General features: G+C 66.3%; 20 protein-coding genes. 13 read left to right on the top strand and 7 right to left on the bottom strand.

All coding sequences use genetic code 11. The features are described 5' to 3' along the window. From ACRB8A_RS02065 to ACRB8A_RS02080, 4 genes are all read right to left on the bottom strand, one after another. Positions 1-2001 (bottom strand): pectinesterase family protein, encoded by a 2001-nt coding sequence (locus ACRB8A_RS02065; protein WP_285241072.1) that lies wholly within the window; start codon positions 1999-2001, stop codon positions 1-3. A gap of 95 nt (positions 2002-2096) precedes the next feature. Then, positions 2097-3002 carry a carbohydrate ABC transporter permease gene (locus tag ACRB8A_RS02070; protein ID WP_285241071.1) on the bottom strand — a complete coding sequence of 302 codons (906 nt, stop codon included), beginning with the start codon at positions 3000-3002 and terminating at the stop codon, positions 2097-2099. A 9-nt stretch (positions 3003-3011) separates the two neighbouring features. Further along, positions 3012-3965 (bottom strand): carbohydrate ABC transporter permease, encoded by a 954-nt coding sequence (locus ACRB8A_RS02075; protein WP_050685536.1) that lies wholly within the window; start codon positions 3963-3965, stop codon positions 3012-3014. 40 nt (positions 3966-4005) lie between these two features. Then, positions 4006-5310, bottom strand: coding sequence for an ABC transporter substrate-binding protein (locus tag ACRB8A_RS02080; RefSeq protein ID WP_050685537.1), 1305 nt, complete (start codon positions 5308-5310; stop codon positions 4006-4008). 280 nt (positions 5311-5590) lie between these two features. Between ACRB8A_RS02080 and ACRB8A_RS02085 the strand changes: the two genes are divergently transcribed. The 3 genes from ACRB8A_RS02085 to ACRB8A_RS02095 are packed head-to-tail and all read left to right on the top strand — an operon-like array spanning position 5591 to position 9122. Continuing rightward, positions 5591-6511 (top strand): DUF6807 family protein, encoded by a 921-nt coding sequence (locus ACRB8A_RS02085; RefSeq protein WP_285241070.1) that lies wholly within the window; start codon positions 5591-5593, stop codon positions 6509-6511. Next, positions 6508-8088, top strand: coding sequence for a glycoside hydrolase family 43 protein (locus ACRB8A_RS02090; protein ID WP_285241069.1), 1581 nt, complete (start codon positions 6508-6510; stop codon positions 8086-8088). Before ACRB8A_RS02085 ends, ACRB8A_RS02090 begins: the two co-directional genes overlap by 4 nt. 17 nt (positions 8089-8105) lie before the next feature. Continuing rightward, positions 8106-9122 carry a LacI family DNA-binding transcriptional regulator gene (locus tag ACRB8A_RS02095; RefSeq protein ID WP_285241068.1) on the top strand — a complete coding sequence of 339 codons (1017 nt, stop codon included), beginning with the start codon at positions 8106-8108 and terminating at the stop codon, positions 9120-9122. Between the two features lie 121 nt (positions 9123-9243). On the opposite strand, the gene ACRB8A_RS02100 is transcribed toward ACRB8A_RS02095, so the two are convergent. Next, a complete protein-coding gene (locus tag ACRB8A_RS02100) occupies positions 9244-9948 on the bottom strand; it encodes a FadR/GntR family transcriptional regulator (RefSeq protein ID WP_050685541.1) in 705 nt (234 codons plus the stop codon). A gap of 170 nt (positions 9949-10118) precedes the next feature. On the opposite strand from ACRB8A_RS02100, the gene ACRB8A_RS02105 reads away from it, so the two are divergent. The 6 genes from ACRB8A_RS02105 (at position 10119) to ACRB8A_RS02130 (ending at position 15844) form a co-directional block, all read left to right on the top strand. Beyond that, positions 10119-11612, top strand: coding sequence for a four-carbon acid sugar kinase family protein (locus ACRB8A_RS02105; RefSeq protein ID WP_432245474.1), 1494 nt, complete (start codon positions 10119-10121; stop codon positions 11610-11612). A 48-nt stretch (positions 11613-11660) separates the two neighbouring features. After that, a complete protein-coding gene (locus ACRB8A_RS02110) occupies positions 11661-12560 on the top strand; it encodes an NAD(P)-dependent oxidoreductase (RefSeq protein WP_432245475.1) in 900 nt (299 codons plus the stop codon). Positions 12561-12686: 126 nt separating this feature from the next. Continuing rightward, on the top strand, positions 12687-14153 hold the full coding sequence (locus ACRB8A_RS02115; protein ID WP_056601417.1) for a GntP family transporter: 1467 nt from the start codon (positions 12687-12689) through the stop codon (positions 14151-14153). After that, entirely contained in the window at positions 14153-15004 is an 852-nt protein-coding gene (locus tag ACRB8A_RS02120) for a class II fructose-bisphosphate aldolase (protein WP_432245476.1), read from the top strand. Before ACRB8A_RS02115 ends, ACRB8A_RS02120 begins: the two co-directional genes overlap by 1 nt. A 38-nt stretch (positions 15005-15042) precedes the next feature. Next, entirely contained in the window at positions 15043-15447 is a 405-nt protein-coding gene (locus tag ACRB8A_RS02125; protein WP_050685546.1) for a DUF1304 domain-containing protein, read from the top strand. 67 nt (positions 15448-15514) lie between these two features. Next, positions 15515-15844, top strand: a complete 330-nt coding sequence (locus ACRB8A_RS02130) for a GNAT family N-acetyltransferase (RefSeq protein ID WP_050685547.1) — start codon at positions 15515-15517, stop codon at positions 15842-15844. 12 nt (positions 15845-15856) lie between these two features. On the opposite strand, the gene ACRB8A_RS02135 is transcribed toward ACRB8A_RS02130, so the two are convergent. Both ACRB8A_RS02135 and ACRB8A_RS02140 read right to left on the bottom strand, forming a co-directional pair. Beyond that, positions 15857-16219 carry a hypothetical protein gene (locus ACRB8A_RS02135; protein ID WP_285241065.1) on the bottom strand — a complete coding sequence of 121 codons (363 nt, stop codon included), beginning with the start codon at positions 16217-16219 and terminating at the stop codon, positions 15857-15859. 189 nt (positions 16220-16408) lie between these two features. Next, positions 16409-16747 carry a hypothetical protein gene (locus ACRB8A_RS02140; protein WP_432245477.1) on the bottom strand — a complete coding sequence of 113 codons (339 nt, stop codon included), beginning with the start codon at positions 16745-16747 and terminating at the stop codon, positions 16409-16411. A gap of 353 nt (positions 16748-17100) precedes the next feature. On the opposite strand from ACRB8A_RS02140, the gene ACRB8A_RS02145 reads away from it, so the two are divergent. The 4 genes from ACRB8A_RS02145 to ACRB8A_RS02160 are packed head-to-tail and all read left to right on the top strand — an operon-like array spanning position 17101 to position 22398. After that, positions 17101-18687 carry a pyridoxal phosphate-dependent decarboxylase family protein gene (locus ACRB8A_RS02145; RefSeq protein ID WP_432246006.1) on the top strand — a complete coding sequence of 529 codons (1587 nt, stop codon included), beginning with the start codon at positions 17101-17103 and terminating at the stop codon, positions 18685-18687. Beyond that, a complete protein-coding gene (locus ACRB8A_RS02150) occupies positions 18684-20009 on the top strand; it encodes a lysine N(6)-hydroxylase/L-ornithine N(5)-oxygenase family protein (RefSeq protein ID WP_050685550.1) in 1326 nt (441 codons plus the stop codon). Before ACRB8A_RS02145 ends, ACRB8A_RS02150 begins: the two co-directional genes overlap by 4 nt. Beyond that, complete coding sequence (locus tag ACRB8A_RS02155; RefSeq protein WP_056601399.1) at positions 20006-20572, top strand: GNAT family N-acetyltransferase; 567 nt, start codon at positions 20006-20008, stop codon at positions 20570-20572. The genes ACRB8A_RS02150 and ACRB8A_RS02155 overlap by 4 nt, the downstream gene beginning before the upstream one ends. Next, positions 20569-22398 carry an IucA/IucC family protein gene (locus ACRB8A_RS02160; protein WP_432245478.1) on the top strand — a complete coding sequence of 610 codons (1830 nt, stop codon included), beginning with the start codon at positions 20569-20571 and terminating at the stop codon, positions 22396-22398. The genes ACRB8A_RS02155 and ACRB8A_RS02160 overlap by 4 nt, the downstream gene beginning before the upstream one ends. Positions 22399-22422: the final 24 nt, after the last annotated feature.

A 22422-nucleotide genomic window follows, 5' to 3' on the forward strand; every position in this document is an offset into this window, starting at 1 on the left:
TCAACCACGCCCCGCCGGGGTCCAGTCACCGAGGAAGGCTTCCGTGGTGAACCTGGTGGCCTCGTCGGGGCTGAGCTGCGGGTGGAATTCGTTGACGAACGCGCCAGGACCGGTGTTGTTGTACTCGGCAAACCGCCCCTCGTTCCAGGCATGGCCGCCCATGTCGGCCCAGCCCTGTTCGGCGATGTGCGCACCGAGGACGGAATCGCGGATGACGGCCATGGGGTGGGCGTCCGGATCACTGCTGGCGAACCACGGCCGGCCCAGGCTGACGGTGCCGGCAGCGGCGTCTGAGGTCAGGGTGCTGTTGATGATCAGGAAGCCATAGGGGTTTGAGTTTTTGGTGCTGGGCGCCACGATGTAGCCGTTGTTGGTGTTGCTGCCACGGTCCACGGAATGGATGGTGCAGCCGTCAAACACCGCGGTGCCCCGGCCGTAGAGGAAGTCCACGTCGCCTTCGATGTAGCAGTCCTTCAGGTAGGTCCGGGCGGTGGCATCGCGGCCGGTGGTGTCCGCCAGGTACGTGTCCTGGTTGCCCAGGAAGCGGGTGCCCTCGAACGTGACCTTGTCGGCAACGCTCCGCACCGCCAGCGCCTGGCTCCCGCCGTTGGCGGCTTCGTCGTAGGCGTTTTCCACCGTCAGGTTCTTCACTGTGGTCCCGGTGGCTGCGACGGTCAGGGTGGCGCTGCCCACGGCGCCCCACGTGCCGCCGAAGAATTTCGCGCCGCTGGCCGGGAGATCGTAGGTGATAACGACGTCGGACGGGTTGGCTGTTGCGCCCTGGATGGTCAGGTTGGGGCGGTCGGCCCAGACGTTGACCACTTCGCGGTAGACGCCGGGCTTGACGGTAATGGTGCGGGGCTTGGTGCTGCCGTGCGGGATGGAGCCGATCGCCGCCTGCAGGCTGCCGAAATCGCCGGTTCCATCCAGGGCCACCGTGATGGTGTCTGCGGTGTTGGGTGCGTTGTTCTCCCGCGGTCCCGCCCCGGCGCTGACGGTGTCCGGGACGCGGGCTGCGTCATCCGCCTGGTAGGCGTAGGACGCGGCGGGGTCAAAGGCGGCGCCCACGTTGTCTTTGCGGCCGCGGACTGATTCGAAGATGTTGTCCCGGTTGACCACCTCGGTGCCGGGGTCCTTGGCCACGATGGGGTCCTGGACGGCGGTGAAGTAGTTGGCCTCCAGGACCACTTTGGCGTTGTTGCGGCCCATCATGCCGTACTGGCCGACGTCCTGCAGGTAGTTGTTGTACACGTGGGCCGCGGCGGTGTTGTCCAGGCTGAAGTTGCGCTGTGTGGTGTTCCGGATCCAGTTGTGGTGGATGGTCATCCTGGTCACGGCGTTGTCCGTCCACCCCACGCCCAGCGCCTTGTTGTTGTCGGCGAAGACGTTCCAGGAGTACGTCAGGAAATCGGAGTCCTTGCGGGTGTCGATCAGGCCGTCGCCCATCCGTTCGAACTTCATGTGGTCCACCCACACGTGGTGGGTGGTGTCGAGTTGGATGCCGTCCCTGTCGTTGTCCGGGCGTTTGCCGTCCCAGTCGCCGGGGATGTAGGAATCACGGACAGTGAAGTTCCGGAAAATGACATTGCTGACGTTGATGAGCTTAAAGCCGGCATTGACCACTTCGGCCCCGGCGCCCACCCCGATGAAGCTTTTGTTGGCAGCCACGGGGATCTTGACGTATTGCTCAGCACGGATGGAGCCTTTGACGAAAATAACCAATGGCTCGACGGCGGCTGCATACTCCTGGAGCTGCGCCAGGGTAGCGGCGGTGACGATTCTTCCTGCCTGGCCACCGGTTGTTCCCGACAGCCCGTAGCCGGGCAGGGACGCAAAGCCATCCGGCGTCTGCTTCCAGGATGCCTCCGGTGGTTGGGCGGTCACGGCGGGGGCCAGTGCCCCCGCCGTATGGTCGGCGGGGGCCGCGGTGGCAGGCAGTGCCGGGAGGCTTCCCAGCATCACGACGGCGGTTGCAGCGCCGAGTAGTCGTCGCAAAATCATGCAAAACTCCTTCGTCGAGGTCCCGGCAGCCTCCAGCCGGGACCTGTCCAAATAAGGGGTGTTCAGTCAGTGATGCGTGCGGAGAAGCGGTGGGGTTATTTCAGTCCCGTGGTGGCAATGCCGTTGATGAGGTACTTCTGGCCGGCGATGAAGAAGCCGATGATCGGGGCGATGGACACCACTGACATGGCGAACATGGGCCCCCACATGCTTTGGCCTTCGGAGTCCATAAAGGCCCGCAGTGCCAGCGGAACGGTGTAGAGGTCCTGGTTCTGGATGTAGAGCAGGGGACCGAAGAACTCGTTCCAGGTGGAGATGAAGGTGAAAATTGCCGTGGTGGCCATGGCCGGGACGCAAAGCGGCATGATGACCCGCAGGAACGTCCGGAACGGACCACAGCCATCGATCTGGGCGGCGTCGTCGAGTTCCTTGGGCAGGGCCTTCATGAACTGGACCATCAGGAAGATGAAAAACGCGTTGGTGGCCATGAAGTTCGGCACGATCAGCGGCAGGTAGGTGTCCAGCCAGCCCAGCTGGGAGAAAATGATGTACTGCGGGACCAGGAGCACGTGGCCCGGCAGCATCAGCGTTCCCAGCATCAGCGTGAAGAACAGTTTCCGGCCGGTGAACTCCATTCTGGCGAACGCGTACGCGGCCAGCGCGCAGGAGAAGATGTTGCCCACGATCGAGAGCACCACCACGATCATGGAGTTGATGAGGTACACGTGGAACGGCTGGTTCAGCGCGGTCCAGCCCTGCTCATAGTTGCTGAAGTCCCAGTTTTCGGGCCAGAGGCCCAGCTGCCTGAAGATGTCGTTGCTGGGCTTGAACGAGCTGGAGATGAGCCACATCAGCGGGTACAGCATGACCAGGCCCACCAGGCAAAGGATCAGGTGGCGGGAGAACCGGGTTGCTTTGGTGCCGGACAGTGCGTCTTCCGGGTCGGCCTGCTTTGCTGCCTTTTCTTGTTTGCGCTTTGGGGGTAGTTCGAGGAGTGCCATGGGGTTGCCTTAATTGTCGTAGAAGACCCAGAACTTGGATGCGATGAAGTTGATGGCGGTGAAAATCGCGATGATCATCAGCAGGAGCCAGGCCATGGCGGAGGCATAGCCCATCTCGAATTCAGTGAAGCCCTTCTGGTACAGGTACAGGTTGTAGAACAGGGTTGAGTCCGCCGGTCCGCCGGTGCCGCCGCTCATCACATAACCCTGCGTAAAGGTCTGGAACGAGCCGATCAGCTGCATGATCAGGTTGAAGAAAATGATGGGGCTGATCAGCGGGATGGTGATGCTGCGGAATTTCCGCCACTGGGACGCGCCGTCGATCGAGGCCGCCTCGTAGTACATAGTGGGGACCTGCCGCAGGCCGGCCAGGAAGATCACCATGGGTGAACCGAAGGTCCAGACGTTGAGGACAACCAGCGTGCTGAGGGCGAATTCCGGGTCCGTGACCCAGGCCGGACCCTGGATGCCGAAGATGCCAAGGAACCCGTTGACGATTCCGTCGTTGCCGAAGATGTAGCGCCACAGCATCACTATGGCCACGCTGCCGCCCAGCAGGGACGGCAGGTAGTAGACGGAGCGGTAGATGGCCAGCCCCTGCAGGCCGCGGTTCAGGACCAGGGCCACCCCCAGCGCCACGGCCAGGGAGATCGGGACTGAGACAAAGGTGTAGATGAAGGTGACCTTCAGCGACTGCAGCAGCCGGGGGTCCTCGAACATGGCCTGGAAGTTGGCCAGGCCCACAAAGTTCGGTTCCGTAAAGAGGTTGTAGTCGGTGAACGCCAGGTACAGCGACGCGAAGAACGGAATGATGGTGAACAGCATTCCGAGGAACCACGGCAGCAGGAACAGGTAACCTGACCGCTGGTTCCGGCGGCGGGGGGTGCTTCGCCGCCGCTTGCCGGGATGGCCCGTGGCAAGTTCAGCGGCGGCGCCCGGGGCGGCTTTTGTCAGCACGGACATGCGTCAGGCTCCTGTCTGCGTGGCGGAAGAGGGACCGGAATTACTTGTTGATCGCTGCATTGCTCTTCTCGATGAAGGTTTTGGCAGCGTCGGCCGGAGTGACGCGGCCGAATTCAACCTCCGTGGCGAGCTGCTTGAGGGTGTCCGCCACAACACTGGCGCCCTTCGGGTAGACATATGCTGCGGGCAGCTCGTCTTCCTGGATGGCTGCGACGAGGTCCACAAACGCGGTGTCATCCGGACCAAGCTGTGACTTGATGGAGTCGGCGACGTCCGGGTTGATGGGCACGCCGCGCTGGGTCAGGGTCTGCGCAGCGCCTTCGGCATCGTTGATGAGGAAGTCCAGGAGCTTGGCTGCTTCCTCGGGGTGCTTGGACTTGGCTGCGACGGACCACAGCATGCTTGGATCAGCAGAATATCCGCGGCGCTCCTCAGTGGTTTCACCGGGCATACGTAATAGCACCACCTTGCCGCCGGCGGCTTCGTTGTAGGCCTTGAAGTTGTTGATGGGAATGATCTGTGAGGCGACGGTGCCCTTGGCCAGATAGGACTGCGCCGGGGATCCACCGATCTGCTCAAAGAATCCGGCAGGCGGATAGCCGCCGGCGGTCCGCAGGTCCACGCTGTACTGGAACCACTTCTCGATGGTTTCAGCACTTACGCCGAGTTTGTTGTCCTCGGTGTAAAAGTCCTCGCCACGCTGCCGGGCAAGGAGGATGGGTCCGGTTTCCGTGGCAACGTCGTAGCCGGCACCGTAGACTTTGCCGCCGGTTTTCTGCGTTATCTCGGTGGCGAACTTTGCGTAGTCCTCCCAGCTCCAGGTCTTGTCATCCGGAATGGCGACGCCGGCCTCATCCGTGATCGCCTTGTTCACCACCATGCCGATCGTGGTCACGCCCGTAGCAACCCCATAGAGCTTGCCGTCCACCTCGCCGCGGCCCAGGATGGTCTGCGGCACCTTGTCCAGGTTCACGCCGTCCAGGGACTTAACATCCGCCAGGGTGCCCCGCTGCGCGTATTCCAGCAGGCTCCGGTTGGCCATGTTCAGCACGTCCGGGGGATTACCGCCGGCAAAACGGGTGGCCAGCTTGTCCGCGTAGGGTCCGCTGTCCTGGTATTCGCTCTTGACGGTGATGCCGGGGTTCTTCTCTTCGAAGATCCGCAGCGCGGCATCTGTCATCTTGGCGCGGTTGGAATCACCCCAGTAAACGAAGTTCAGTTCCACGTTGCCGCCTGCCGAGGGGGATGAGCCGCCCCCGCAGCCGCTGAGTGCAAGCCCTGCAGCGGTCAGTGCCGCACCGATGAACAGCCGGCGGGGCATGCCCGCGGTGGTTGCCTTCTTCATTGAATGACGCCTCTCGTTGGTTGCCCCTGCTTGTAGGCGGATTTTATATAAAGCAGAAAGTTTCTGATGCATTGAGCTGCATAGTGAGATTCAGACCCACGTGTACGGAGTGCAAAACTCTCGGTAAACGATTTCTAGCAAGGAAAGACTGTGACTGTCAACACTTCATAACAAACTAGCCGAAATCATATATCGGAAAGTTTCTAGGGCTATTGCCGTTTTCTTTCTGAGTCTTTAGGCTGTTTCAAACATCCGGGATGCACAAACCAAAGGAGGCCCGATGGACCTGCCCGGCGAAAGCCTTGCCGGCCTGGCAACCCATAACGGCGGCAGCGCGCTGCCGCCGCTCAGCTCGCCCCGGCCCTACCTCCACCCCATCCGGTCGCTTGCCGGAACCGTACTGACCGACGCTTCCCCGGCGGACCACGCCCACCACTTGGGACTGTCGATCGCCGTCTCGGACCTGAACGGCACCAACTTTTGGGGCGGCTCAACCTTCACAGCCGCGAACGGGCCCCAAATCCTGCCCAACCACGGGACACAGCGTGCGGACGGCTGGACGGCAACCAGCCCGCCAGGATGGACCAGCGCGACAGGCAACCCGGATACACCCCACGCTGCAGGCTTCGAGGGCGCGCTGACTTGGCTTTCGGAGCACGGGAACGAACTCGCCGTGGAACGCCGCAGGATCAACCAGTACCCGCACCCCAGTCCCGGAACGTGGTGCCTGTCCGTGGACTCGGCCCTCACCCCCGCAGGTTCCGTGCCGCGGCTGGAGGTGTCGTCGTCGGCCGTCAAGGGACGAAACGGTGCCGGCTACGGCGGCATTTTCTGGCGCTTTTCCGCCAGCAGCACACCACCCACCGTCCTCTCGGACAACGGGGCCGGAACCGAAGCTGCGCATGGTTCGCTCTCGCCGTGGCTGGCAATCAGCCTCACCGTGGCCGGCGCACCGGTCAGCGTGGTGCTGGCGCAATCCGCCGTGATCCGGCCCTGGTTCATCAGGACTGAGGGCTACATCGGCGCCGGCCCGGCCGTGGCCTGGTCAGCCAAAGCCGCCGCGGACGCCGACACCCCGCTGGTCCAGGACCTGCACGCCGTCATCCACGACGGCACCCTCCACACGGCAAGCCAGGCCCTTGAACTCCTCCGGCACCACCCCGGACTCCATCCCGAACGCCAGCCCGACAGGACATCATGACTTCCCGGAACGCCGTCCCCGTGTACAGCAACCCCATCCTCAACGCTGACTGGCCCGACCCCGATGTGGTGCAGGTCAGGGGCGTGTACTACCTCATTGCCTCAAGCTTCAACCGGGTCCCGGGGCTGCCGGTGCTCCGCTCGCGGAACCTCGTGGACTGGGAACCCGCCGGCCACGCCCTGACGCAGCTGCCGCAGGCCAGCCACTATTCCCTGGTCCGGCATGGCAGCGGCGTCTGGGCCCCAGCCATCCGCCACCACGCGGGCCGGTTCTGGATCTTCTACCCGGACCCCGATCACGGCATCTTTGTCCTCAGCGCCGAAAAGGCAGAGGGTCCCTGGACCGCCCCGCACCTCCTGTACCCCGGCCGGGGCCTGATCGACCCGTGCCCGCTGTGGGACGACGACGGCCAGGCCTACCTGGTCCATGGCTGGGCCCACAGCCGGATCGGCGTCAAAAACAGGCTCACCGTGCACCGTATGAGCCCGGACGCCAGCCGCCTCCTGGACCACGGCACCCACGTCATCAACGGGGCTGACCTGCCGGGATTCACCACGCTGGAAGGGCCCAAGTTCTACAAGCGGGACGGCTGGTACTGGATCTTCGCCCCGGCCGGCGGAGTGGCCACCGGCTGGCAGTCCGTGTTCCGGTCCAGGTCCCCGTTTGGCCCCTACGAGGAGCGCCGGGTCCTGGAGCAGGGCGCTTCCGCGGTCAACGGCCCGCACCAGGGCGCTTGGGTCACCACGCCGCTGGGCGAGGACTGGTTTGTGCATTTCCAGGACCGCGGCCCCTATGGGCGGGTGGTCCACCTCCAGCCCATGGGCTGGGACGGGGACGGCTGGCCGTGGATGGGGGAGCAGGCGGCCGACGGCGGACCGGGAACCCCGGTAGCAACCCACCCGTACCCGGCGGGTACTTCACCGCGGGACGTGGCGCCGGAGGGCAGCGACGACTTTGCTTCCCCGTGGCTGGGCCAGCAGTGGCACTGGCAGGCCAACCCGCGGGAGGCGTGGTCCGCGACGCCCGGCGGCGGGCAGCTGGTACTCCGCCCGCAGGCCAACGATCCGGTCAACCTGCGTGAACTGCCCAACGTCCTGGGCCAGATCCTTCCCGGCACACCTTCCACGTTCACCACATCGCTGGAACTGCGGGACGTTCCTGTTGGAACCCGGGCGGGTGTGGTGGTCCTGGGCCAGAAGTACGCCTGGCTGGGAATCGTGCGGACAGCAGACGGTTTTGTGTTGGGGGCGGGAACCGGCGGGGAGGGGCCGCAGGAAGAATCCCTGGGCCGGGCCGTGCAGCTCGCAGGTCCCCGGATTGAGCTGCAGATCAGGACTGACGGCTCGCCACGGTCCACCTTCGCGTGGCGGGCAGCCCCGGGAGACCCCTGGGAAGTCCAGGGCTGGAACTTCAGCGTGATGCAGGGCAAGTGGATCGGTGCCGAGCTGGGCATCTTCGCCACCTCACCCCTGGGTTCGGCCGAAGGCGGCAGTGTTATCGTGGGACCCGTGCGGGTGGATACTGCGCCCGTGCGCCGGGCCTCCGCCCCGCAGCTTGCCGTTGCCGCCACCATATGAACCCAAGGACTGCCCCGTTGACCGCCACCCCGCGTCCCAAGATCGCAGACGTCGCGGCAGCCGCAGGAGTTTCTGTACCTACGGTCTCCAAGGTCCTTAACGGCCGCTCCCACGTCTCCGATGCCACCCGGGCCAAGGTCCAGCAGGCCCTGGCGGACCTTGACTACTCCAAACGCAACACCCCTGCAGCCCAGCCGGGCATGCTGCAGCTGGTGGTCAACAACTTCGATTCCCCCTGGGTCCTGGAAACCATGGCCGGGGTGGAGTCCGCCGCGGACCGGCTGGGCTATGCGGTGGCGTATTCGCGTGCCGAACACGCCACCGCCGAGCGGTGGCGGAAGCTGCGCGAGCCCTCCGTGAACCGGTTGGACGGCGTGATGCTGCTCGCGCCGCGGCGGGGTTCACCCCTGGTGACGGCACTGCGAAGCCTGCGGATCCCGGCCGTGGCCATCGACCCCGAGGGATCCGAAGGCCTGGCAATCCCCAGCGTCAGCCCGGCGTCGTTCTCCGGCGCGCTGGCCGCCGTTGGGCACCTCCTGGCCCTGGGACACCGACGGGTGGGCATTATCACCGGCCGGAACCACAGCCCGGGGCACGGCCGCGCCCGGTACGCGGCCTACGCGGCCGCGCTGCACGAGGCCGGCCTGCCCGTGGCGCCGGAACTGGTCCGCGACGGCGACTTCAGCACCGAGTCCGGCATGCGGCTGGGCGCCGAGCTGCTGGATCTGCCGGAGCCGCCCACCGCCATCTTTACCGGCAGCGACCTGCAGGCGCTGGGCGTGATGAACGCCGCTGGCCAGCGCTCGCTGCTGGTTCCCCGGGACCTCAGCATTGTTGGTTTCGACGACATCGCCCAGGCCGCCCTGACCTCCCCGCCGCTCACTACCGTCCGGCAGCCGCTGGCGCAGATGGCAGCCATGGCGGTGGGCATCCTGACTGAGCAGCGCGAAGGCACGGTATCGGCGGCCCCCACTGCCCTGGAGGTAGCCACCGAACTGGTGGTTCGCGGAACCACGGCCCCGCCGTCCCGTTAACCTGCCGACCCGGCCAGCTATCAAAGGCCGGTCCCAGCGGACCACCTCCAGCTCCCGCAGCCGGGTCAGGACCAGGCCGGCGACGGGATCGGCGCCTGACTCCCGCGTGGCCGATCCGCCCCTAGCCGGACCCGAGGACCAGGTTCCGCAGGTCATCCAGGGTCTGCTGCATGTGGGCGTCCATGGCCTCCCGGGCCCGCTGCGCATCCCGGGCCTGCAGGGCCTCGGCGATGTTCTGGTGGTGCCCGATGGCATGCTCCTGGATGGCCGGCACTGCTGATGTCTCCGTCCGGCGCTTTTCCAGTACCCGGTGCAGCGGCTCGAACAGCACCGAAACAAACACGTTGCCAGAGGCGTGCAGGATGATGTCGTGGAACGCCAGGTCCGCCTCCACAAAAGCGGCCACATCGTTGACGTGGTGGGCGGCCCGCATGGCGGTGATGTAGGCGAACAGCGAGTCCACCTCGGCCTCGGCGATCCGGCCCGCCGCCAATTCGCAGGCGCCCGTTTCCAGCATCCGCCGCAGTTCAATGAGCTGGATGGAGGACTCGGCCTCGTCCCTGCCCTCGGAGGCGGCCCGCAGCACCGCTTCCAGCGACGCCCACCGGTTCAGCGGATTAACAAACGTCCCCCGGCCGCGCTCCACGCTGAGGATGCGCTGCGCCTCAAGGGTCTTCATGGCTTCGCGGACGGTCATCCGGCTGACATCGTGCCGGGCGCTGAGCTCCAGCTCGCCGGGGACGGTGGATCCCGGTGGGAATTCGCCGCCGATGATACGGTCCAGCAACTCGTCCGCCACTACGCCAACCAGTGACTTCCTGGCCATGCTGCCCCCGATCGCTGCCGTGGGCGTACGCCCCGCGGTATGTCAGACAAGTCTACTTGCGCGTTTTTATGTCCTGTGCCACACTAACATTCAAATGTTAGATGTCAGACATCTTACAGGTCGATAAAACGGGATCCGCCGTGCCGGATCACTACACAACGGAGTGCATTGTGACGCTTGAAGTTGACGTTCTGGCTGCCTACCCGCCGGAACTCGAGATCCCCGCCGCGCTGGTGGCCAAGACCGTGGCCGAGTCGAATGCCGGGGCGCCCCGGATGCTTGTAGTGCTCGACGACGATCCCACCGGAACGCAGTCCGTGGCAGATTTGCCCGTGCTCACCCGCTGGGAAGTGTCGGACTTCGCCTGGGCTTTCGGGCAGGCCAAACCGGCCGTCTACGTCCTCACCAACACCCGCAGCCTTGACCCGGCCGAGGCCGCTGCACGCAACGAGGAAGTGGTCCGCAACGCCCTCACCGCCGCGGGTGCCTCCGATCCGCAGTCCGGGCCGGCCCTGCAGCTTGGGTTCGTCAGCCGCAGCGACTCCACCCTCCGAGGGCATTACCCGCTGGAGCCTGACGTCATCGCCGCCACCGTGGCCAACGTCAGCGGGGAATCGACGGACGGCGTGGTCCTGGTTCCCGCCTTTCCCGACGCCGGCCGCATCACCATTGGCGGCGTCCACTACATGCGCGGCACGGGCGAGGCCGCAGGTACGCTCATTCCCGTCTCCGATACCGAGTTCGCCAGGGATGCCAGCTTTGGCTTCAGCACGTCGGTGCTGAAGGACTACGTGGCGGAGAAGTCGCAGGGCCGGTTCCCCGCCGGCTCGGTCATTGTCCTGGACCTGCACACCATCCGCGCCGGCGCAGCAGCCAACGACCCCGCAGTCTCAGCAGCGGCCATCGCCGACGCACTCGACGCCGCCAATGATTCCACCCCCATCGTGGCGGACATCGTCACCGAGAACGACCTCCGTGCCCTGGCCCTTGGCCTCGACGCAGCCGAACGCCGCGGCAAAAAACTCCTGTACCGGGTGGGCCCGCCGTTCGGCAGGGCCCGGATCGGCCAGGAGATCCGCGCGGAACTCAGCGGCGGGGAAGCCTTTGCCGGCCAAAACCCTTCCGGGGCCGGCGGCCTGATCGTGGTGGGCTCGCACGTGGGCGTCACCACCCGGCAGCTCAAAGCCCTCACGGAGCAGCACAGTTCTGCCCGCATCGTGGAAATCGACGTCGAGAAGCTCCTGGGCGGGGACGCCGCCGCACACCTCGACAGCACGGTGGAGACTGTCGTCGAAGCCCTCCACACCGGCGACGTCATTGTCCACACCAGCCGCCTGCTGATCAGGACGGATGACCCCGCCGAAAGCCTGCGGATCGCCCGCACCGTTTCCGCCGCCGTCGTTGCCGTGGTCAACCGCACCCTGAAGACGTTCCCGCCCCGCTTTGTGATCGCCAAGGGCGGCATCACCTCCTCGGACGTCGCAGCCCACGGCCTAGAGATCCGCCACGCGATCGTCCGCGGCCCCATGCTGCCGGGCATCGTCTCCCTCTGGGAACCGGTGGACGGCCCTGCCAAGGGCATCCCGTACATCGTCTTCGCCGGCAACGTGGGCGACGACGAGTCCCTCGCCCAGGTCACCCGCAAACTCAGCACCACCTTCTAATACCCACAGGCTCCTAACCCCGTCCCGCAAAATTCACCGGAGAACACCATGACCAGCAATTACACCGTCACCGTCCTGGGCCTTGGCGCCATGGGCCTGCCCATGGCCACCCGCCTCGCGTCCAAGCTCACGGTCCACGGCTTCGACATCGCCGAACCCCGCCTGGAGCTGGCCGCTGAAGCCGGCATCGCCACCTTCAGCACCGCCCGCGAAGCCGCCAAGGGGGCGGACGCCGTCCTCCTGGCCGTCCGCAACGGCGAACAGCTCAACGACGTCCTCTTCGGCGAAAACGGCGTGGCCTCGGTCCTGGAACCGGGCGCCGTCGTCATCCTCGGCAGCACCGTGGGCACCGAAGCCATCCCGGCCACCGTGGCCAAACTGGCCGAATACGGCGTGGACCTGGTGGACGCACCCCTTTCCGGCGGGCCCAAGCGCGCCGGCGAAGGCGACCTGCTGATCGTTGTTGGCGCGTCCCCCGAAGCCCGCACCAAGGCAGCCCCGGCCCTGGAACTGCTGGCCTCCACCCTGACCGTGGTGGGCGACAAGCCCGGCGACGGCCAGGCCCTGAAGACCGTCAACCAGCTCCTCTGCGGCGTCCACATCGCCGCCGCGGCCGAGGCCATGGCCCTCGCGGACGCCCTGGGCCTGGACCAGGCCAAGACCCTCGCCGCCCTCGAAGCGGGTGCAGCCGGCTCCTTTATGCTCTCCAACCGCGGCCCGCGCATCCTGGAGGCCTACACCGAGGACGGCGCCGAGGTCCTGTCCCGCCTGGACATCTTCGTCAAGGACATGGGCATCGTGGGCAAAGCCACCCGGGCCGCCGGCCTCGCAGCGCCGGTGGCTGCCGCCGCGGAACAGCTTTACCTGCTGGGCCAGGCCCAGGGCCTCGCCGCCGCCGACGATTCCGCCGTCATCAAGGTCGTCGCGCCCACCAAGCGCAACAACTAAAGCGCAACCCCCACAACGTACGACGACGGCGGTCCCCCTCCGCCGTCGTCGTACCCCCACCAGAAATTCCCAAGCGCCTGATCGCCCGTCTTCTGGAAGACTGGCACGTCAAAGGAGACACCCCTCATGAACCATCCGATACTGCCGCTGCTGGTGCGGGCGGCTGATGCGCCCGCCATCAAACCCGCCGTTGAGCTCGGCACCCCGCTGCTGCTGACCATCGCCGCGCTCGGCATCGCCGTCCTGCTGGTAATGATCATCCGCTTCAAGATCCAGGCGTTTGTGGCCCTGCTGACTGTCAGCATCATGGTGGCCGTCGCCGCCCAGATCCCGCTCAAGGACGTCTTCACCGTGGTGGCCAACGGTGTGGGCAGCACCATGGGCAAGGTGGCGCTGCTTATCGCCCTGGGCGCCGTGCTGGGCCGCATGATCGAGGTGTCCGGCGGCGTCCAATCGCTCGCGACGCACTTCACCAACAAGCTGGGCGCAAAGCGCGTGGCTGTGGCCCTCACCGCTGTTGGCTTCCTGGTCGCCATCCCGGTGTTCTTCGAAGTGGGCGTCATCGTCCTGGTCCCCATCGTGTATGCCTTCGCCAAAATCGCCAAGGTGCACCCGGTCAAGTTCGGCCTGCCCATGGCCGGGATCATGCTGTCCATCCACGTGGCGGTCCCGCCGCATCCGGGCATTGTTGCCGGTGCCGGCGTGTTTGGCGCGGACATTGGGCTTATCACCCTCATCTCCTTGATTATCTGCATTCCGCTGGGCTTCCTGTCCTACTGGGTGGCCAGCATCATGAACCGCAAGGACTACGAACTCCTGCCCTCGGTCAAGGCGCAGGTTGAGGAATTCGGTTCGGATGCCCTGGTGAAGGTGGGCCATGACGGCCCCGGCGCCGCCACGCAGGCCCCGCCCCGGCCCGGTCTGATCATCTTCCTTATTGCCGCCCCCATCGTGCAGATCCTGCTCGGCACCGTTGGCACCCTCACCATCCCCAAAGACAATTCCTGGTATGGCCTGGCCGCGTTCGTCGGCAACCCGTTTTTCGCCCTGCTGGTGGCCGTGGCGCTGTCGTTCTTCCTGCTCGCCGTGCGCCGCAACTGGTCGCTCAAGGAAACCGGTGAAATCTTCGAAGGTGCCCTGCCGCCCATCGCTTCCATCCTCATGGTGGTTGCTGCCGGTGGCGTGTTCGGGGAGGTACTCAGGACCTCCGGCATCGGCGCGGCGCTCTCCCAGACCCTGGACCACCTGGGCCTGCCCGTCATCGCCCTCGGCTTTGTCATCTCCCTTGCCCTGCGCGCAGCCCAAGGCTCCGCGACCGTCGCGATTGTCACCACCACCGGGCTGCTCACCTCCGCGGTGATGGAGGGCGGCTACACGCCTGCGCAGATCGCCGTCATCGTTATCGCCATTGGCTTCGGCTCACTTGGCCTGTCCCACGTCACGGACGCCGGTTTCTGGACAGTGGTCCGGTACTACGGCCTCACCGTCTCCGACGGGCTCCGCACCTGGACCGTCCTCACCACCGTCCTGGGCCTTGCCGGCTTCGCGCTGACCTTTGTTGCCTGGATCCTGGTGGGAGGCCTGGGCGTCTGATGCGTACCCAACTCGACCACCTGGTCACCTCTGCCCTGCAGCAAGGCTCGGCAGTGCCGGCCTTCACCTGCTACGACTTCACCACAGCCCTTGCCGTAGTGGGTGCCGCGGAGGAATCAGGCCGCGGCGTCATCCTGCTGGTGGCGCCCAGGACCGCCGCCACCCGCAACGGGCTGCGCCTCATCGCAGCACTCCGTGGCCTGGCGGATGCCGCCACCGTCCCGGTTGCCGTGCAGCTTGACCACGCAACGGACCTTGCCGTGATGGCCGGCGCCGTGGCTGCGGGGGCGGATTCCGTCCTCGCTGACGGCTCCTCCCTGCCCTTTGAGGAAAACATCGCTTTGGTGCTGGCAGCCCGGGCCCTCCTGGGCCCGGATGTGGTCCTGGAGGCGGAGTTGGGTGGCCTGGCCGGAGACGAGGACCGCGCATTCGGCGATGACGCTGCCGGAGTGGATATCGCAGGCCTGACCGACTCGGCCCAGGTTGAGGAATTTGTGTCCCGCACCGGCGCCGGATTGCTGGCTGTGGCCGTGGGCAACGTGCACGGCAAATACAAGGGCGAACCCCGGCTGCGGTGGGACGTGCTGCAGGACATCGCCGTACGGACCCACATTCCCCTGGTGCTCCATGGGGCCTCCGGCATTCCCGCTTCGGAACTGGTGAAAGCCGCCGCCATGAACGTGGGGAAGGTGAACTTCAACACCGAGCTCCGCACTGGAGTGCTGGCCACCCTGCAGGAGCAGCTGCCCGCTCACCGGGCCGACGGCGAAAACCTGCAGGCCCTGCTGGGCCGCTGGGACCGGACGGCGTCAGATTTCGCCGCCGGCACGCTGGAGACACTGAGCAGGTAGGGACACCACCGTTGGTGCAGGGAGGCTAGGATCAAGCCATGATCCTGGCCTCCCTTGTCTTCGTTTTCCTGGCAGCAGCCCTGCACGTTTTTATCTTCACGCTGGAGTCGGTGAACTGGACCAAACCCGCCACGTGGAAGCGCTTCAACATCGCCTCCCAGCAGGACGCCGAAACCACCAAGTCGCTCGCCTACAACCAGGGTTTCTACAACCTGTTCCTGGCGATCGGCGCCTTCATCGGGCTTGCCCTGGTGGCCTTCGGTGGCGACGGCTCGGCGCAGGACGTGGCCGGCTGGACCCTGGTCTTCGCTTGCTGCGGCTCCATGCTGCTCGCCGCCCTGGTCCTGGCACTGAGCGGCAAAAAGAACCTCCGGCCTGCGGTGACGCAGGGGATCACCCCGCTGATCGCCGTCGTGCTTGGCCTGATTGCCGTCACGTCCTAGCGTTGCCCGCCGTTCCGCCGCGCCGGTGAGCATTGCCAGCGGGGCCAAGTAGTGCCACTGTCGAACCATGACCGAGAACACCATGTCCACGGAAGACACCTTTGCGCCGGACGTAGCGCTGGCCCGCAATGACGCGGACCACCGCTACGAACTGCATGTGGGCGGAACCCTCGCCGTCCAGTCGTTCTTCGAGGACCAGCCCGGACACGTTGACTTCATCCGCACCGAAACCTCGGCAGGGTTCGAAGGCCAGGGCCTGGGCAAGGTCCTGGCGCATTTTGCGCTGGACGATGTTGTGGCCACCGGAAAGCGGATCATTCCGCATTGCCCGTTTATTGCCGGTTACCTGCGCAAGCACGAGGGCTACGGCCAGTTTGTGGACTGGCCGGAAAGCTGACCCGACGGCGGGTCAGGGCAGTTCGTCGGCCGGACCGTCGATGGTGAACCCGCAGGCGCAACGGTACGTGACCGCCCTTTCTGCCATGGCGGCGCTGTCAGCGGGGCCGCCCTGCTCCTGCAATGCCAAACGGTCCGCCGGCATCCCACGTTGAGCCGGCCCGTCCCCGACCTGCATCGGAGCGGCAATATCAACGTGCACTGGTTCGCGGATGGGGGAGGAGCCCGGGTCCACCCGCTGCATGGGTGTCCTGCAATGCATCCGGGTGCTGAGTGTGGCCATCAGCTCCACGTCCACCGGTCCGGCCGGTACCTCCGGACTGCCCGGAGGGTCGGGGAGTGGTGCCGCCAGAAGGGGCTCTGCGGTGCTGGGCATGGTATTTTTCCTTGGGCTTCTTCACGGGCCTGCCGGCGTTGGCAGGGCCCGCCGCGAACTGCTTGCGGAGCTTTGCGCTTCCAACAAGCCAAGCATGCTTAGTACCTGCGGCCAAATTGCGGCCGCCACTAGGTCCTTCTTCGCCCGATGCGGGGCGCGGGAAAGAGGGTCGTTGCCGTTGCGCCGGGTTCAGCCCCGGCGCCGCTGCCATTGGAAGGCATGCCAGAACAACAGCACCATGGCCGTCGCCAGCCCCGAGACGATGAGCTGCGGACTGAAAGACATCAACAGGTAGGCCAGGGGCGGGCCGTTGGTGGATCCGAAGGACATGACGGTTGCGCCGGCTCCGCCGAACAGGACAGCCAGGCCGCCCACCACCAGGGCTGCGGCCAGCAGCCAGAGCACAACAATGAACGGGTTCACGCTGAAGCCGGGCGATTTTTCGGCCGGCTCCGGCGGTTCACCGGCGCCCCCATCCGGAATCCGGTTTCCGTGCTGGTCCACTTCGCGGAAGGTCACCGCGCCCATTGGCTGTTCCATTGTTCCCCCTGGTTCCCAGGCTCCGTTCGGGCGCCCGGTCCATCCACCCTAGGCCGCGCAGGGCCGTTGGCGTCAAGGGCGTCGTTGCGGCACCATTCCGGAATCGTCCCGGCACTGCCCCGAATCATCCCGGCGCCATCGTTGGCACCTGGCGGGCCGCATATTCTGCCGGACGGTTCCACGGACTGCCAGTCAATGACGCCCCGCAGGCCGTTGAATCGTTCAATTCCGGGCGCCCGGGATAAATACATCACAGAAGTTTGATTAAAAGGGTTGCCTAAGTAAGGCTTGCCTATGCAATTCGACGTACAACCCTGACCGAAGGAATACCAGTGCCGCTGATGCCCCGCCTTGACGAGTTACCCGTGGACCAACCGCGACCGCTTCAGGAGCTGCCGGGCCAGGATTTCGGCTCCCGCGTGGAGCTGGCACTTGGCGCCTCCAACCATCTGCTGAACGCCAGGAATTCCCCCCGCTACGTGGCGCAGGTGCTGCAGGGCGTGACCGCAGTTGCCACCAAACTGGAGCGGAGCACCCAGCCGTTCACCGGCGTCGGACCTGCGGAGCTGCAGGCCCGGGTGGCCGCCGTGGACCTGGAAACGCCGCTGCCGGATACCGCGGCGGCGCTGGCGGAACTCGAAGGGGTATACCTCCGGGACGCCGTCTACTTCCACGACACCAAATACGCCGCGCACCTGAACTGCCCCGTGGTCATCCCGGCGCTGGTGGGCGAAGCCATCCTGTCCGCCGTGAACTCCTCCCTGGACACGTGGGACCAGAGCGCCGGTGCCACCATGATCGAGCGGCGCCTCATCGACTGGGCCGCGGACCGGCTGCACCTCGGCGCCGACGCTGATGGCATCTTCACCTCCGGCGGCAGCCAGTCCAACCTGCAGGCCCTCCTGATCGCCCGCAACCACGCCGTAGCCGGCCTCCGGCAGGACCCGGCCCGCAGCGGCCTCCGGCTGCCGGCGCTGCTGGACACCCTGCGCATCTTCACTTCGGAGGACAGCCATTTCAGCATCCAGAAGTCAGCGTCCATGCTGGGCCTGGGGTTCGACGCCGTGATCACCGTGCCGTGCACCCCCGACCATCGGATGGACCCGGCCGCGCTGGCCGCCGCAATGGCTGACGCCACCGACGCCGGGCTCACCCCCATGGCTGTGATCGCCACCGCAGGCACCACCGACTTCGGCTCCGTGGACCCGCTGGCCGAGCTCGCCGCACTGGCCCGCGCCTACGGCGCCTGGCTCCACGTTGACGCTGCCTACGGCGGCGGCCTGATGGTCTCCGGCCGCTACCGGCACCTCCTTGACGGCACCCGGCTGGCGGATTCCGTCACCGTGGACTTCCACAAAACCTTCTTCCAGCCGGTCAGCTCCAGCGCCCTGCTGGTCCGCGAGCGCGCCATGCTGCGCCACATCACCTACTACGCCGACTACCTCAACCCGGAAAGCGCCGCCCTGGCCGACATCCCCAACCAGGTGGACAAAAGCATCCAGACCACCCGGCGCTTCGATGCCCTCAAGCTCTGGCTCACCCTGCGCATCATGGGCGCGGACGCCATCGGCGCGCTGTTTGACGAGGCGATCGACCTGACCTCCCGGGTGGGGGCGCTCCTTGATGCTGATGACGGGTTTGAGCTCGCCGCCCAGCCCCAGTTGAGCACCCTGGTATTCCGGTACCGGCCCCTGCTCGCTGACGGCAGCCGGCTTTCCGAGGACGCCGCTGACGCGCTGAACCCAGCCATCCGCGCCGCCGTCTTCGCCTCCGGCCAGGCCGTGGTGGCCGGCACCAAGGTTGCCGGGCGCCACTACCTGAAGTTCACCCTCCTCAACGCTGAGGCAACCCTGGAGGATATCGCCGGGATCGTGGACCTGCTGCGCCGGACCGGCGTGGACCTGCTGCAGGACGCGGTGGCAGCATGAGCCGCATCCACGACTTCGCAGCCATCGGCGTGGGGCCCTTCAACCTGGGCCTCGCCGCCCTGGCCGAACCGATCGAAGGGCTGGCCGGGGTTTTCCTGGAGCAGCGCGAATCCTTCGACTGGCACCCCGGCATGATGCTGGAACCGGCCCACCTCCAGGTCCCGTTTATGGCCGACCTCGTCACCCTGGCAGACCCCACCTCCCCGTACTCCTTCCTGAACTTCCTGAAGCAGACGGGCAGGCTGTACCGCTTCTACATCCGGGAAAACTTCTACCCCCTGCGCGCAGAGTACAACCAGTACTGCCAATGGGTGGCCGGCCAGCTGCCGTCCGTCCGCTTTGGCACCACGGTCCGGGACATCACGCACGACGGCGGGGTGTACCGGCTCACCGTGTCCGGCCCGGCCGGGCCGGAGGTACTGCTGGCCCGGCGGCTGGTGCTGGGCACCGGAACCTCGCCGTACGTCCCCGCGTCCGGCCGCGACATCCTGGCCCGCTCCGGAGCGGGAACCGGGGGACTGGCCATCCACAACGCCGACTACCTGGCCCGGAAGGACGAACTGCAGCAGCAGCGCAGCATCACCATCCTGGGCAGCGGCCAAAGCGCCGCGGAGATCTACTACGAGCTCCTGCAGGAATCCGGAACCCACGGCTACCAGCTGAACTGGGTCACCCGGTCCGGCCGGTTCTTCCCGCTGGAATACACCAAGCTGACCCTCGAAATGACCTCCCCCGAATACGTGGACTACTTCCACGCACTTCCGCAGGAGCAGCGGGACCACCTGAACAAGGCGCAGAAGAACCTCTACAAGGGCATCAACTCGGACCTGATCGACGCCATCTATGACCTCCTCTACACCCGCAGCATCTCCGGGCTGGTGGACACGCAGCTGCTGACCCACTCCACGCTCACCGCCGCCGAGTGGGACCCGGCTGCGGGCACCCACACGCTGCACCTCGAGCATGGCGAGCAGGGCAGCTCCTACACGCTGGACAGCGAAGCCGTGGTCCTGGCCACCGGGTACGGATACCACGAACCGGAATTCCTGGCCGGTGTGCAGGACCGGATCGCCCGGGACAGCGCCGGGAGGTTCGCCGTGGACCGGAACTACAGCACCGGCGTCGAACCCGGCGAGATATTTGTCCAGAATGCCGAACTCCACACCCACGGATTCGTTACCCCGGATCTGGGCATGGGCGCCTACCGCAACTCCTGCATCCTGCGCGCGATCACCGGCCGCGAGGTCTACCCGGTGGAACGCAGCATCGCTTTCCAGCAGTTCGGTGCCCCGGCAGGCGTCGCGGCGGAGGTGCCCGCATGAGGTTCACCTTCCGCTGCCTCGACGCCACCGCCGACGCACCGCTCCTCCACAGCTGGGTGACCAAACCTTACGCCTCCTTCTGGGGCATGCTTTCCGCCAGCGTCGAGGACGTGGTGCAGGAATACCGGACCATCCAGGCCAGCGGCCACCACCACGCGCTGCTGGGGCTCGACGGCGGCGTCCCCGCCTTCCTGATGGAGGAATATCTTCCCGGCTCCTCACCCCTGGCCGCGGTCTATGCCGAGGAGCCCGGCGACGTGGGGATGCACCTGCTGGTGGCGCCGCCGTCGTCCGGCCCGGAAGCCGGGTACACCACTGCCGTGATGGACGCCGTCCTGGACCGGATCTTCGCCCGCCCGGACGTGGAACGCGTGGTGGTTGAACCTGACGCGCGCAACACCCGGATCCACGCCCTCAACGAACGGCTCGGGTTCCAACCCGCCGGCCTCGTCACCCTGCCGGACAAGGAAGCGCTGCTCAGCTTCTGCATCCGCGCCGACTACCTCACCGCCCGCGCCGCACTGAACCTTCCCACCCCCATCCCCCAGGGAGCCGCACTGTGACCATCCACCTCGATCCTGCACCCACCGCCGGATACCGGGCCGCCGAAGCCCCGCACCTGGCCGGCGACCGCTGGGACATCGCCAACCGGCACCTGCTCCGGAAGGCGCTCGCCGAGTTCTCCCACGAACGCATCCTCTCGCCGGAACCCCTCGACGGGGGCTACCGGGTGGTGAGCGACGACGGCAGCTCCGAATACCGCTTCACCGCCCGGCTGCTGGAACTGGACCACTGGTCCATCGATCCGGGCTCCATCCGCGGCTTCCGGGACGGCATGGAAGCGCCGCTGGACGTCCTGGACTTCATCACCGCGTTCCACGGCACGCTGGGGATCAACACCGCCATGCTGCCCGTGTACCTCGAGGAAGTCAGCAGCACGCTGGCCAGCCACGCGTACAAGCAGTGGGCCGGGCAACCGGCCGCCGCCGAACTCGCAGCAGGTGTGACCGGCGGGCTGGATGCTGCCGCGGACTTCCAGGCCATTGAACGCAGCATGACCGAGGGGCACCCCTGTTTTGTGGCGAACAACGGCCGGCTGGGCTTCGGGATCGGGGACTACCTGGCGTTCGCACCGGAAACCGGCGCCCCGGTCCAGCTGGTGTGGGTCGCGGCCGCGCGCAGCCACGCTGTCTTCACGGCCAGCCAGGGCCTGGACTACCGAGCCCACCTGGATGCTGAACTGGGCGGCCTGGTGGGGGACTTCAACGCGGAACTCCGGCTCCAGGGCCTGGACCCCGACCTATACTTCTTCCTGCCGGTGCACCCCTGGCAGTGGGAGAACAAGCTGACCGTCACGTTTGCGGCGGAAATCGCCAGGCAACGGATCGTCTACCTGGGCACCGGCACCGAGAAGTACCAGGCGCAGCAGTCCATCCGGACGTTCTTCAACACCGACCAGCCCGCGAAGTCCTACGTCAAGACGGCCATGTCCGTCCTGAACATGGGCTTTATGCGCGGTCTCTCCCCCCAGTACATGAAGGCCACCCCGGCCATCAACGACTGGCTGCGTGGACTGATTGAAGCGGACGGTGCCCTGCAGCAGCGCGGCTTCACGATGATCGGCGAGGTCGCAGCCATCGGTTACCACAACGGCTACTACGAGGCCGGCTCCAACCCCGGCTCGGCATACCGGAAGATGCTCTCCGCGCTGTGGCGGGAAAGTCCGCTGCCGCTGCTGGCGGACGGGCAGCAGTTGGCCACCATGGCCTCGCTCCTGCACGTCGACGCCGATGGCAGGCCCATGGTTTCCGCCCTGATCGAACGGTCCGGGCTGGCCGCTGCCGAGTGGGTGAGCCGCTACTTCGAGGCATACCTGGTGCCGCTGGTCCACTGCCTCTACCGGTACGAGCTGGCGTTTATGCCGCATGGGGAGAACGTGATCCTGGTGCTGCAGGACGGGGTCCCGGTGCGGGCCGTGATGAAGGACATCGCCGAGGAGATTGTGGTGATGGGGACCCGGCTCGAGCTGCCTGCGGAGGTTTCCCGGATCCAGGTCGCCATCCCGGACAGTGAGAAGGTGCTGGCCATCTTCACGGACATCTTCGACTGCATCTTCCGGTTCCTTTCGGCGCTCCTGGACGAAGACGGGATGCTGCGCCAGGAGGACTTCTGGGCCATCGCGGCCCGGGCGATCGCCGGCTACCAGGCGGAGCACCCGGAACTGGCGGACCAGTTTGCCCGGCATGACCTGTTCGCCGTTGACTTCGAGCTGTCCTGCCTGAACCGGCTCCAGCTGCGGAACAACCAGCAGATGCTGGACCTGACGGATCCCTCCGGCGGGCTGCAGATGGCGGGCCGCCTGGCCAACCCGCTGGCCCGGTTCGCCTAGCCGCCCCTGCCGCAGCCCGCCGTC

The organism is Arthrobacter sp. G.S.26, assembly GCF_050847375.1.
Taxonomy (GTDB): Bacteria; Actinomycetota; Actinomycetes; order Actinomycetales; family Micrococcaceae; genus Arthrobacter.

Coding starts and splice junctions, on each gene's coding strand:
- ACRB8A_RS02065 (WP_285241072.1), bottom strand. CDS start 2,001: ATGATTTTGCGACGACTACTCGGCGCTGCAACCGCCGTCGTGATGCTG.
- ACRB8A_RS02120 (WP_432245476.1), top strand. CDS start 14,153: ATGCGTACCCAACTCGACCACCTGGTCACCTCTGCCCTGCAGCAAGGC.
- ACRB8A_RS02075 (WP_050685536.1), bottom strand. CDS start 3,965: ATGTCCGTGCTGACAAAAGCCGCCCCGGGCGCCGCCGCTGAACTTGCC.
- ACRB8A_RS02070 (WP_285241071.1), bottom strand. CDS start 3,002: ATGGCACTCCTCGAACTACCCCCAAAGCGCAAACAAGAAAAGGCAGCA.
- ACRB8A_RS02135 (WP_285241065.1), bottom strand. CDS start 16,219: ATGCCCAGCACCGCAGAGCCCCTTCTGGCGGCACCACTCCCCGACCCT.
- ACRB8A_RS02150 (WP_050685550.1), top strand. CDS start 18,684: ATGAGCCGCATCCACGACTTCGCAGCCATCGGCGTGGGGCCCTTCAAC.
- ACRB8A_RS02125 (WP_050685546.1), top strand. CDS start 15,043: ATGATCCTGGCCTCCCTTGTCTTCGTTTTCCTGGCAGCAGCCCTGCAC.
- ACRB8A_RS02155 (WP_056601399.1), top strand. CDS start 20,006: ATGAGGTTCACCTTCCGCTGCCTCGACGCCACCGCCGACGCACCGCTC.
- ACRB8A_RS02110 (WP_432245475.1), top strand. CDS start 11,661: ATGACCAGCAATTACACCGTCACCGTCCTGGGCCTTGGCGCCATGGGC.
- ACRB8A_RS02080 (WP_050685537.1), bottom strand. CDS start 5,310: ATGAAGAAGGCAACCACCGCGGGCATGCCCCGCCGGCTGTTCATCGGT.
- ACRB8A_RS02145 (WP_432246006.1), top strand. CDS start 17,101: ATGCCCCGCCTTGACGAGTTACCCGTGGACCAACCGCGACCGCTTCAG.
- ACRB8A_RS02115 (WP_056601417.1), top strand. CDS start 12,687: ATGAACCATCCGATACTGCCGCTGCTGGTGCGGGCGGCTGATGCGCCC.
- ACRB8A_RS02130 (WP_050685547.1), top strand. CDS start 15,515: ATGACCGAGAACACCATGTCCACGGAAGACACCTTTGCGCCGGACGTA.
- ACRB8A_RS02085 (WP_285241070.1), top strand. CDS start 5,591: ATGGACCTGCCCGGCGAAAGCCTTGCCGGCCTGGCAACCCATAACGGC.
- ACRB8A_RS02140 (WP_432245477.1), bottom strand. CDS start 16,747: ATGGGCGCGGTGACCTTCCGCGAAGTGGACCAGCACGGAAACCGGATT.
- ACRB8A_RS02100 (WP_050685541.1), bottom strand. CDS start 9,948: ATGGCCAGGAAGTCACTGGTTGGCGTAGTGGCGGACGAGTTGCTGGAC.
- ACRB8A_RS02090 (WP_285241069.1), top strand. CDS start 6,508: ATGACTTCCCGGAACGCCGTCCCCGTGTACAGCAACCCCATCCTCAAC.